This window comes from Sphingobacterium sp. UBA7855, assembly GCA_002500745.1.
Lineage (GTDB): Bacteria > Bacteroidota > Bacteroidia > Sphingobacteriales > Sphingobacteriaceae > Sphingobacterium.
Genome location: DLST01000011.1, coordinates 115,790 through 127,710, shown reverse-complemented (window position 1 = coordinate 127,710; position 11,921 = coordinate 115,790). Strand labels below are relative to the sequence as shown.

Here is an 11,921-nt window from a genome sequence, read left to right as displayed (position 1 = left end):
AAAACGCATGTCCTACAAATCGTCTAACAAGCTCAGATCCAATTTTAAAAAAAGCATCTGAGCTTGTTCAATTTTATAGCATACCGCCGTCAACAGGAAGGACCTGACCGGTTACGTATGCCGATAAATCTGATGCTAAGTAAAGACAGGCATTAGCAACATCTTCCGGCTGTCCAGCACGTTTCAACGGAATTCCTGCTTCCCATCCGGCAACAACTTTCGGATCCAATACATCCGTCATTTCCGTCCGTATAAAACCTGGAGCAACCACGTTCGCACGGATATTTCGCGAACCTAATTCTTTTGCGACAGATTTTGTAAATCCGATAATACCTGCTTTTGACGCAGCGTAATTCGCCTGACCAGCATTTCCCTGAACACCCACTACGGAAGACATATTAATAAATGAACCTTTGCGGTTTTTCATCATAATTTTTGAAGCTGCCTTGGTCACGTTAAAGACCGATTTTAGATTGACATTTAAGACATCGTCCCAATTTTCTTCAGTCATACGCATCAATAAGCCGTCTTTTGTGATACCGGCATTGTTTACGACAATATCCAGTCCGCCGAAATCGGCAACAATGGAGTTGACTAATTGTTCTGCTTCTTCAAATTTTGAAGCATCAGAACGATAGCCGATTACTTTCGTACCGAAAGCCTGAAGCTCCTGTTCTAACGCCTGTCCTTTTTCGACAGAAGAAAGATAGGTGAAAGCGACGTTAGCACCATGTTGTGCAAAAACTTCTGCAATTTTCCTTCCGATTCCTTTCGATGCTCCTGTTATTAAAGCGATTTTTCCTTCGAGTATTTTCATCTGTATAAGTTATTTATCTTTAATTATTTACGATACGACATAGAGCCATCGTCCCGACTTCCTGCTGCGTTGCTCATCTCACTCATTATGGAGATCAATACCAAACGTGCTCAATTCCTTCGGCCGCCATCTAGCTATGCCACAACGATTCTTTTTTTTATTTTTTATCGCTGTCGTCTATAGACATTTTGCAAAAATGTTAAAACTATATTATAACACAAAATCTTTCGATAAATAAGGTTTTAAATTAGCAGAACATGATGCCAGCTGCGGATGTTTACAAAGGCGTTGCTTTTTATTTTTCTAGCAAACGGATTTCGTGTTTAGCAGTAAGCGTTTACTCACTTTATATAATTTTAATAAATCCATGGTATTTTTGAATAAGTGCCTCTAAAAAGTACAGTTTTTTGACAAAAGACTTGGACGTTTATCAAAAACTATATTAAATTTGCATCAATCACAAAAACATGAGCAAAAAATCAAATAAAGAAGTTGACGTTGTTCTAATCGGCGCCGGTATTATGAGTGCTACTTTGGGTACTCTAATCAATGAATTAAGCCCAGACGTTAATATTGAAATTCTTGAGCGTTTGGATGTTGTGGCTGCTGAAAGTTCAGACGCTTGGAATAATGCTGGCACGGGTCACTCTGCCTTATGCGAGCTAAATTATACACCCGAACAGAAAGATGGTTCTGTAAAGATTGATAAAGCAGTGAAAATTGCTGAGCAATTTGAGGTATCTAAGCAGTTTTGGTCCTACCTCGTTGATAAAGGCGTCATTACCCAACCTGAAAATTTTATCCGTAGTATTCCACACCTAAGTGCAGTTTTTGGTGAAAAAGATGCTAAATTTCTAAAAACAAGATGGGAAACGTTAACCACCCAAAACTTGTTTAAGGGAATGGAGTATACTGAAGATGCTGAGTTGCTGAAATCATGGATTCCATTGATGATGGAGGGGCGTGATAAAAATGAAAAGATTGCTGCAACGAAAATGGATCTTGGTACAGATGTCAATTTTGGCTCATTGACACGTGATTTGATCACTAATCTTGCAAATAAAGAAAATATATCCATTTCGCTAAACCATGAAGTCATTGACATTGAACGTGAAGATGATGGTCGTTGGGAAGTGGAGGTCAAAGATTTAAAAACAGGAGTAAAGAGAGAAATCAAAGCGAAATTTGTATTTATTGGTGCTGGTGGACACTCCTTGCTGTTGTTGGAAAAATCCGGAATACCAGAAGCAAAAGGCTATGGTGGCTTTCCGGTAGGAGGCCAATGGCTACGTTGTGTGAATGATGAGATTATTAAAGCACATCACGCCAAAGTGTACGGCAAAGCTTCTGTGGGCGCTCCACCGATGTCTGTACCGCACTTAGATACGCGTTATATTGATGGCAAACAAGCTTTGTTATTTGGTCCTTATGCGGGTTTTTCCACAAAATTCCTCAAACAGGGTTCTTATTTCGATCTACCTGCTTCGATCAAGTTGTCGAATATCCGTCCGATGCTATCTGCCGGACTTGATAATTTGCCCTTGACCAAGTATTTGATCACAGAAGTCATGAAATCTCCGAAAGATAAACTGGAGTCATTGAAACAATTTATGCCCACAGCAAAATTGGAGGACTGGGTTATTGAGAAGGCGGGACAACGGGTTCAGGTGATCAAGAAAGATGAAAAGAGAGGTGGGATTTTGGAATTTGGAACAGAGGTCGTCTCTAGTTCAGATGGTTCTATTGCCGCGTTATTGGGTGCTTCTCCTGGCGCTTCTACCTCTGTCGCGATCATGATCAGCTTGCTGAAGAAATGTTTCCCTGAACGTGCTAAATCAGATGAATACAGGAAGAAGTTACGTGAGATGATACCATCACACGGGAAATCATTGAACGACGACGCACAGCTTTGTAAAGAAACACGTATACGCACACACAAAGCGTTGAAATTAATCGCTATCGATTAATCAGGCCCGACCAACAATATACTTGAGGGGTGCTTCGAACGGCTTCTGCCGTTCTAGGCTGAGATTATACCCAATAAAAGCGATTGTTCCTCTTTGTACAATCGCTTTTATATACCTGATCCAGGTAATGCTGGCGTAGGGATTTAATTTCAATAAAAACAGCTGTTTTCTCCCCGAAGGTTTATTATAAGATCGCACGCACTAATAAACAATTCGAATGACTCCCGAATCCATGATCGAAGCTTTGATAAAACAGATGCAACAAGCCACAGTGGCAGAATGGCTAGGTGTTTCTTTCGGCATTTTGCAAGTCTGGTTTTCACGGCAAAATAAATCAATCCATTATATTTTTGGCATTATAGGTATACTGATATCCGTATATGTATTATTTCACGCAAAACTGTATGCTGAAATATTGCTGCACCTGTATTATTTAGTCATGAGCATTTACGGCTGGATGTATTGGAAATATAGCAGTGACGCTGCTACGCCGATCACACGTTGTGAAAAGAAAGATTGGTGGATAGTATGCTTTATCTGCACCGCTGGTTTTTTGTTGTTCTATTTTGGATTGGTGCATTTAACAGACTCCGATGTTCCACTATGGGATTCCGCCGTTTCCTGCACCGCTTGGGCAGGAATGTGGTTGTTGGCAAAACGCAAAATAGAAAATTGGATACTGTTGAATATTAGCAATCTAATGGCCATTCCATTATTGATCCATAAAGGATTGTTTCTCTATTCCGGACTGACTTTGTTTTTATTTGTGATGGCATTTAGTGGATATTTAAATTGGAGGAAAATAATACGTGAAGAGAGATATGCAACTCAATAGTGCGGATATTGCCATTCTGAAAGACAGTCAGGCAAAAGGTATTCAGCAGAAATCTTTGTCGGATGAACAGTTGGAACTAATCTATCGCAGAAAATGGTTTAAAATCTGGATTCCCGTTGAACTGGGTGGATTAGGTTTAACGGTACCAGAAGGTCTGAATGTATTGGCTGATTTAGCGTATTGGGACGGCGGACTGGCCTGGACAGTGACATTATGTTCGGGAGCAAATCTTTTTGTCGGTTTTATTGATCGCGTTCTAGGCGATCAAATCTTTAAAATGGAACGGGTTTGTTTCGGTGGTAGCGGGCAGGCATCGGGCACAGCAACGCGCGATGGTGAACATTATCGACTCACAGGGTTTTGGAAGTACGCTACTGGGGCTCCACATTTAACCCATTTTACGTTGAATGCAACGATTCAGGAAGGGGGGAAACCCGTAATGGATGACAAAGGGAATCCACTTGTAAAATCATTTTTTGTCGATAGAGAACATGCGCTGGTTCATTATGACTGGGATACGTTCGGATTAGAGGTGACTGCCTCGCACTCTTTTTCGCTGCAGGACGTCCTAGTTGATGGTAAACAGTGTTTTGAAATCAATGCGGCGAAAAGCACACGCAGTGATCTACGCTATCAATATCCCTTTATGCCTTTTGCTGAGTTGACCTTGCTGGCCAATTTTATCGGGATGTATAAGCGATTTCTGGATTTGATTGAAAAACTGTTTGTGTTAAAAAGTAAAGCGTCCAATTGGGAACAGGCAGCGAGTAAAGCTGCTTTCGGCATGCTCGATGAGCTTCAACAGGATTACACCATACGAAAGGATGCTATCTTGCATTTGGCTGCCCATTCTTGGGATAACCTCAGTAATGGTATCGATAATACCACAATTTATGCGCAAATAGCCACGCAAAGCCGTGATTTTGTCTCTTCCATTTTAACGAATATCGTTAAACTCTATCCTCAGGCAGGGATTTTGGGGGCTGCCGTCGACCAAGAGATCAATATCATCTTCCGAAATATTTTTACTGCTTCACAGCATAAGTTGTTGCAGAAGAGTATATAGACAATAGCTTCGTTTTAAAAATTTTTTGTTACAAATGCTGGGTTATCTACAGATTTTCCGCTGCTAATTTTTGGTGTGCCAAAAGAAGAACCGCTAGTAACCAACTTGCCCGTTTTTACAGTGATTGCTCAGTGCTTGTTCAGTGCTTGTTCAGTGATGATTCAGTGACGAGTGAACAAGCACTGAACGAGTACTGGGTAACAATTGTTCTAAGGCTGTGCCTAGGGGTAAATTGGTGTTTGGATATCTGCTATCTAATTGGTATATTAGCTATTTTTTTCGCCATGAAATGGCCAACCGATTCGTATACATTGCTGAAAAATATTCGCGTGCCCACGTCAACACGGAGCTGGAGTTCGTAGCGTAAAAAAAAGGAGATCATCTCATCGAAATGTCTCCTTTTGTGTTCCCGGCGGGGGTCGAACCCACATCGTCAGAACCGGAATCTGAAATTCTATCCATTGAACTACGGGAACGTCCCGCAAAGATATATTATTTTCTAGATCTAACAAATATCTTTACGATAAAATTGAAACTTTTAGCAGGCAATTTTTAGCGATAATTAGCGCCTTTTTTTTGCATATAAATTTCACCCGCTCCTCGTTTTTTTTTTAACTCAGTGCTAATGATTCGTTTGTGCATACTTCGGATCAAAAAATGATGCTAGTTGACAGCAGGTTGGTTATGACCGCGGGTGGTATTGCGTGATTACAGAATGCAGGTATTCCTTGTCTATATGCGTATATATTTCGGTAGTGGTGATACTTTCATGTCCGAGCATGTCCTGTACAGCCCGCAGATCGGCCCCGCCTTCCACTAAATGAGAGGCAAAGCTATGGCGGAAGGTATGTGGGCTAATGTTTTTCTGTAACCCTATTTTTAAGGCAAGTTCTTTGATGATCAAAAAAACCATGACCCGGGATAATGCAGCTCCTCGTCTGTTGAGAAATACAATATCTTCATTTCCCGGTTTAATCTTGATATGCGGCCTGATGGTTTCCAGGTATATGCGAAGGTATTTAATGGCATGTTGACCAATTGGTATGAGACGCTCTTTGCTTCCCTTCCCTTCGACTTTTATAAATTCTACATCTAAAAATAGATTGGATAGTTTGAGTGTGGTAAGTTCCGAAACACGAAGGCCACATCCGTATAAGATTTCGATGATTGTTTTATTTCGTTGGCCTTCGGATGAAGAGAGATCAATTGCAGAAATCAACTGATCGACCTCCTGTATACTCAAAACACTGGGCAGCTTGCGCGCCAATCGCGGTGCTTGAATAAGGTCTGTCGGATTGTTGCTGAATTCATGCTCAATCATCAAAAAGCTAAAAAAGGTTTTGAGTCCAGATATCAATCTCGACTGCGTGAAAGGTGAAATATTGAATTGCTGCAGCCAAACCAAAAATTCCTGAATATTTTTTCTTGCTATGGTATTTAAAACCAGTTGATTGTCTTCGCAATAAATCTGAAATTTGGATACATCATTTAAGTAAGCGTCAATAGAATTTGCACTTAAGCCTCTTTCGAACTTTAAGAATTGTTCGAATTCCTTTTTGATGACGTTCCAGTTTTTAAAATCCATTTGCAGCAAAATTACAATTAACTGTCGTTCTTTTTGAAAGATATTCAGTATTTTTAAAACGGTTTCTACAGCGTGAACCACATCCACTAAAAGCGGCAGCGGCATACTGTTCAATAAGGTGTTGGAGAACAATCGTAGTAAGCTATATTTTATGATTTATCGGAACATTGATCTCCAGTTCCGTTTTACCCTAATAGCAAACAATTGATAAAAATAACTGAAAAAAAAGAAATTTTTTCTATGAAATTCATTAAACCATTAGCATTAGCTTTTCTCTTACCAGCTACCTTCTATGTAGCGGAAGCAACAATGCCAACCACGTTAACTGCGGAAGCGCGAGCGATTCTATCGCAAGATAGTTTGGCTTTGAATCAGAAATTACCCTTCGACAATGAAGTTGTTACAGGTAAACTCAAAAATGGATTTACATACTTTATTCGTAAAAATGGCGAGCCAAAAGGTCGTGTTACGATGTATTTGGGCATGAAAGCAGGCTCTATTCTGGAAAATGAAAAGCAGCTGGGCTTAGCCCATTTTTTGGAGCACATGAATTTCAATGGTCTCAAGCATTTTCCGAAAAATGAATTGGTTAATTATCTGCAAAAGGCCGGGGTTCGCTTTGGGTCGGATCTGAATGCCTACACCAGCTTCGATCAGACCGTTTACCAATTACCGATTCCTTCTGATGACCCTGAACTTTTGAAAAATGGTTTGCAAGTCATGCGCGACTGGGCCCAAGATGCATTATTGGATGGCGAGGAGATCGATAAAGAACGCGGAGTTATCTTGGAAGAGAAGCGTGGAGGGAGAGGAGTGCAACAACGGCTTCAAGATCAGTATTTTCCAATGTTGCTGAATGGTTCACTTTACTCCAAACGCTTACCAATAGGTACCGAGGAAATACTTAAAACATTCCCGTATTCGGAAATACGCAAATTTCACCAAGACTGGTACCGTCCCGATTTACAAGCCTTAATTATCGTCGGAGACATTGATCCCAAAGAAATGGAAGAACGGGTGAAGGTGTTGTTTGCCGATATGAAAATGCCCAAGAAAGCATTGGAGCGTAAAAAATACCGGGTAGACCTGTTAAACAAAAATCAGTTCTTAGCAATTTCAGATCCAGAGTTACCGTATACGGTGGCGCAGATTCTCATCAAAAGCGAAAAGGATAAAGTTGAAACGGTAGGGGATTACCGAAACGAACTTTTGAAAAGTGTTTTCAACAAGATGATCGCTGGTCGTTTTTCCGAATTGATGCAACAGCCAAATCCTCCATTTATGCAAGCCGGTGGAAGTATTAGTGATTTTATCGCTAACCTCAATACCTTTTCATTGTTGGTTGTGCCTAAGCCCGGAGAGCTCGAGTCGGGATTTAAAGCTATGTTAACCGAATTTGAGCGCATCCAAAAGTATGGTTTCACGCAGACGGAGCTAAACCGTGCCATTGCAGATATGAAAAAAGGGAATGAGATGTCTTTTATCGAACGCGATAAAAAGAAATCGGATAGCTATGTCAATCGTTATCTCAATTATTTTATCGATGGCGAACCTGCTTTAAGCAATGAAGATGCCTACCGCCTCACTAAGCAGCTGCTACCTACCTTAAAATTGTCTGAGGTCAATGGCTTAGTAAAAAAATATTATACCGATCTGAACCGCGATGTATTGGTGATGGCACCCGAAAAAGATAAAGCAACCTTACCTACTGAAGCTGCGGTAATGGGCTGGGTAAAAGCAGTTGAAGAGAGCCCCGTCACAGCCTATGATGATAAAATGTCTGATCTTCCGTTGCTCTCAAAAGAACCTGTGAAAGGTGAGGTAGTATCGTCTAAAAGTATTGATGCCGTTCAAGCAAAAGAATTGACACTAAGTAATGGCGTAAAAGTGATCCTTAAGCCTACGGATTTTAAAAACGATGAGATCCAGATTATGGCGTATAGTCCGGGCGGAACTTCACTCTATAGCGATGCGGATTATTTTTCGGCCTCCAACGCATCCTCTTTAATTGATGCCAGTGGTGTAGGACAAATGAGCAACATTGAGCTCACAAAGTACCTTTCAGGAAAGGATGTTTCCATCTCTCCATACATCTCCGAACGTTATGAGGGTATTTCAGGCCGTACAGATAAAGAAGGTTTAAAAAACGCTTTTGAATTGATTTATGGCTATTTTACCGAACCTCGTTTAGATCAGGATATTTTCCAGAGTACAATGACCAGAGCGAAAGGATCTTTGGAAAATAGATTAAGCAACCCCAATAATGTGTTTTCCGACAAAGTGAAAGAAGTATTGTACGGTAATAATGTCCGCCGTCAAAATCCGACGGTCGAAATGATCAGCAAAATCGATAGGGACCGTGCGTTGGCGATCTATAAAGAACGCTTTGCCGATGCCTCTGATTTTGTGTTTACCATCGTAGGTTCGTTTGACGAGAATCAGATTAAGCCTTATTTAGAAACTTATCTCGCTTCTCTACCGATTCAAAAAAGAGGCGAAAGTTACAAAGATCTGAATATTGTGGAGCCAAGCAAAGGCGAACGCGTAATTGTCCATAAGGGCAAAGAAGAAAAGGCGAGCACACAACTGGCGTATTATGGAGACTATAGTTATGGAGAAACTGAAAATGTCAATATGGAAGCGCTAGAAAGTGTGTTGACGATCAAATTACTTGAACGACTTCGTGAAAAAGAAGGTGGAGTTTATGGTGTTGGGGCTCAGGCAAGTTTCAGTAAGCTACCGAAACCCCGCTATGCTTTTTCTATTGGCTTTGGTTCGGCAGTTGATAAGACAGATGCCTTAATCGCCTCGGCATTGGACGAGGTCAAAAAGATTCAGGATCAAGGGCCCGAAAAAGGTGATCTGGATAAATTTCTGGCAGAGCAACAGCGACAAAATGAGTTAAATCTTCGTGAAAATAGCTATTGGTTGAACTACATATCCAGCTCTTACCAAAATGATCTTGATCTTATGCGTTATACGCGCAGGTTGGATAATTTGAAAAAGGTGACACCAAAGTCCGTACAGGACGTTGCAGTAAAATATTTGAAAAAGGATCGACTTTTTGAATTTATTTTGATGCCGGATTCAAAATAGGAGGTACATAAAAAATCCCAATCATTTCTGATTGGGATTGCCAAAATTTTTAATAAGTATCTCTTATTAACCCAAGTAGGATTTTAAGATTTTGCTTCTTGAAGTGTGTCTCAAACGTTGAAGGGCTTTGTCTTTGATCTGACGAACGCGTTCACGTGTCAAACTGAATTTCTCTCCGATTTCCTCAAGCGACAGTTGGTGGTTGGAACCTAATCCAAAGAAAAGTACGATAATTTCACGTTCTCTTTCTGTTAATGTAGCCAATGATCGTTTGATTTCTTCGGATAGTGATTCATCGATCAAAGAACTGTCTGTGTCTGGATCATGGTTTTCCAGTACGTCCAAAAGTGTGTTTTCTTCACCTTGAACAAAGGGAGCATCCATAGATACGTGACGCCCAGAGTTACTTAGGGTATCCGAAACTTTGTCTACCGTAGTTTCAAGAATATCTGCTAATTCTTCTGGAGACGGCTCTCGTTCGTATTCTTGTTCTAGTTTTGAGAAAGCCTTACTGATTTTGCTCAGTGAACCAACTTGATTCAATGGCAGACGTACGATACGTGATTGTTCAGCAATTGCCTGAAGAATAGATTGGCGAATCCACCAAACCGCATAAGAAATAAATTTAAACCCCTTTGTTTCGTCAAAACGTTTAGCTGCTTTAATTAAGCCCAAGTTACCTTCGTTGATTAAATCACCTAAGGTTAAACCTTGATTTTGATATTGTTTTGCTACTGATACGACGAAACGAAGGTTGGTTTTAGTCAATTTTTCCAAGGCAACTTGGTCACCTTCACGGATGCGTTGTGCTAATTCAACTTCTTCTTCTGCTGTAATTAAGTCTACTTTACCAATTTCGTGTAAGTATTTGTCCAAAGACTGTGACTCACGATTGGTAATAGATTGTGTAATTTTGAGCTGTCTCATTAATTTTTATTAATTCTCCTCTCTAAGAAATGTTTGCGAAAATACGAAAATTTTTTGAATTATTAATGGAAAATTGATTAACTAACCACTCATATTTAATGAGTTAAGGTTTTTTGAAATGGAATTTAAAGCTATCAAAAACTATTCCATTTTAATGTTTTTTTTCTTATATTTACCACTAATCGTATTCAACTATTTGACTGCTAAAGTGCTAAAGGGTTTAATTTTTTCTTGTTATTGACAATCTAACGGTCCGATAGTTGATTCATGTTGCCATTCTAATTTTTCGAAATTTATTTTAAAATGATAATTTTATGATAAAACAAAACTGTGCGTGTTTTTGTTTTACCAATGACATTAATAAATTTTAAAGAATAAAAATTATATTATGCCAATCTTAATTCACTTGGATAGAATAATGAAAGAGAAAAAGATGTCACTCAATCAATTGAGTGACAAGGTCGGAATTACATTGTCTAATCTTTCAATCATTAAGAACCAAAAAGCAAAGGCATTGCGATTAGACACCCTTGAAGCGATATGCAAAGCATTAGACTGCCAGCCCGGTGATCTGCTGCAATACGATGATGGTGGAGACTAGAAAGGCTAAAATCGATAGCCTTTTAGAAAATCCACGATATGCATTCTTTTTTTGCCTTCCAGCTGAAGGTCAGAGATAATAAGGTATCCATCTTGAGTCGCAATCTTTAAGAAACTTTTTTTATCGGTGGCCAGTGTGCCTGGCACAGTTGGGGTATTGACCGTTTCTTTTTTCGCCTCATAGATTTTCAATACCTTTTCATTTAACAGCGTAAATGCAGCGGGGTAGGGGCTTAATCCACGAATGAAGTTGTAGACCTTTTCTGTTGGTTGATCCCAATTTATTTTACAGTCTTCTTTAAAAATTTTTGGCGCATGTTTTAAAGGCTCGCCCGTTGCGAGGACTTCTTGGGGCTTAGGCTGTAAAGTTCCTGCTTTTAATTGTTGGATAGTTTGAAGAAGCGTTTTTGCTCCAGCAACCATGAGGTTGTCATGAAGATCGCCCGCATTATCGGTGTCTTTGATCGTTACTTTTTTTGCCAATAAAATATTGCCGGTGTCGATTTCGTGTTGCAGTAAGAAGGTGGTTACTCCGGATTCTTTCTCTCCATTTATAATCGCATGATTAATAGGTGCTGCCCCTCTATATTGTGGTAGAAGAGAGGCATGAACATTGATTGTTCCAAATTTAGGCATATTCCACACAACTTCAGGAAGCATGCGAAAAGCAACTACAACCTGTAGGTCCGCTTGGTAACTCTTCAGTTCGTTTAAAAAAGATTCGTCGCGCAGCTTGACCGGCTGGAGAACAGGAATGTTATGTTGCTTAGCAAATATTTTTACGGCCGACTCGTGTATTTTTTGTCCCCGCCCAGCAGGTTTGTCCGGAACCGTTACTACAGCTACGACTTGTTCGCCAGATTGAATAAGTGCCTCCAGTGAAGCGACAGCAAAATCGGGAGTACCCATGAAAATAATACGCATCATATTTTTTTTAAACTCTTTAAGCACGTGTCCTAACGGGTCCTGAAATGACCTGCTACAAAACACCTAATTATTTGTCATTTCAGTTTTGAGACTAACAAATT

9 protein-coding genes and 1 tRNA gene are annotated in these 11,921 nt (G+C 40.0%); 5 read left to right on the top strand and 5 right to left on the bottom strand.

Annotated elements, in window-relative coordinates:
• Positions 1 to 73: 73 nt before the first annotated feature.
• Entirely contained in the window at positions 74 to 817 is a 744-nt protein-coding gene (gene fabG, locus B2107_RS09305) for a 3-oxoacyl-[acyl-carrier-protein] reductase (protein ID WP_293955267.1), read from the bottom strand.
• A gap of 467 nt (positions 818 to 1,284) precedes the next feature.
• Between fabG and B2107_RS09300 the strand changes: the two genes are divergently transcribed.
• The 3 genes from B2107_RS09300 (at position 1,285) to B2107_RS09290 (ending at position 4,685) form a co-directional block, all read left to right on the top strand.
• On the top strand, positions 1,285 to 2,784 hold the full coding sequence (locus B2107_RS09300; protein ID WP_293955265.1) for a malate:quinone oxidoreductase: 1,500 nt from the start codon (positions 1,285 to 1,287) through the stop codon (positions 2,782 to 2,784).
• A 217-nt stretch (positions 2,785 to 3,001) separates the two neighbouring features.
• Positions 3,002 to 3,619 carry a nicotinamide riboside transporter PnuC gene (gene pnuC, locus B2107_RS09295; RefSeq protein WP_293955263.1) on the top strand — a complete coding sequence of 206 codons (618 nt, stop codon included), beginning with the start codon at positions 3,002 to 3,004 and terminating at the stop codon, positions 3,617 to 3,619.
• The gene (locus B2107_RS09290; RefSeq protein WP_293955261.1) at positions 3,594 to 4,685 is read left to right on the top strand and encodes an acyl-CoA dehydrogenase; all 1,092 of its coding nucleotides are present in this window, start codon (positions 3,594 to 3,596) and stop codon (positions 4,683 to 4,685) included. Before pnuC ends, B2107_RS09290 begins: the two co-directional genes overlap by 26 nt.
• A 404-nt stretch (positions 4,686 to 5,089) precedes the next feature.
• On the opposite strand, the gene B2107_RS09285 is transcribed toward B2107_RS09290, so the two are convergent.
• Both B2107_RS09285 and xerD read right to left on the bottom strand, forming a co-directional pair.
• A tRNA-Arg gene (locus B2107_RS09285) sits at positions 5,090 to 5,161 on the bottom strand.
• A 206-nt stretch (positions 5,162 to 5,367) separates the two neighbouring features.
• On the bottom strand, positions 5,368 to 6,270 hold the full coding sequence (gene xerD / locus B2107_RS09280; RefSeq protein ID WP_293955563.1) for a site-specific tyrosine recombinase XerD: 903 nt from the start codon (positions 6,268 to 6,270) through the stop codon (positions 5,368 to 5,370).
• 240 nt (positions 6,271 to 6,510) lie between these two features.
• On the opposite strand from xerD, the gene B2107_RS09275 reads away from it, so the two are divergent.
• On the top strand, positions 6,511 to 9,366 hold the full coding sequence (locus B2107_RS09275; protein ID WP_293955259.1) for a M16 family metallopeptidase: 2,856 nt from the start codon (positions 6,511 to 6,513) through the stop codon (positions 9,364 to 9,366).
• A 66-nt stretch (positions 9,367 to 9,432) separates the two neighbouring features.
• On the opposite strand, the gene B2107_RS09270 is transcribed toward B2107_RS09275, so the two are convergent.
• Positions 9,433 to 10,293, bottom strand: a complete 861-nt coding sequence (locus tag B2107_RS09270) for a sigma-70 family RNA polymerase sigma factor (protein ID WP_209575686.1) — start codon at positions 10,291 to 10,293, stop codon at positions 9,433 to 9,435.
• Positions 10,294 to 10,681: 388 nt separating this feature from the next.
• Between B2107_RS09270 and B2107_RS09265 the strand changes: the two genes are divergently transcribed.
• The gene (locus B2107_RS09265) at positions 10,682 to 10,894 is read left to right on the top strand and encodes a helix-turn-helix domain-containing protein (protein WP_209575684.1); all 213 of its coding nucleotides are present in this window, start codon (positions 10,682 to 10,684) and stop codon (positions 10,892 to 10,894) included.
• A 5-nt stretch (positions 10,895 to 10,899) separates the two neighbouring features.
• Here B2107_RS09265 and fmt read toward each other — a convergent pair whose 3' ends face one another.
• Positions 10,900 to 11,817 (bottom strand): methionyl-tRNA formyltransferase, encoded by a 918-nt coding sequence (gene fmt, locus B2107_RS09260; protein WP_293955562.1) that lies wholly within the window; start codon positions 11,815 to 11,817, stop codon positions 10,900 to 10,902.
• Between the last annotated feature and the right edge of the window lie 104 nt (positions 11,818 to 11,921).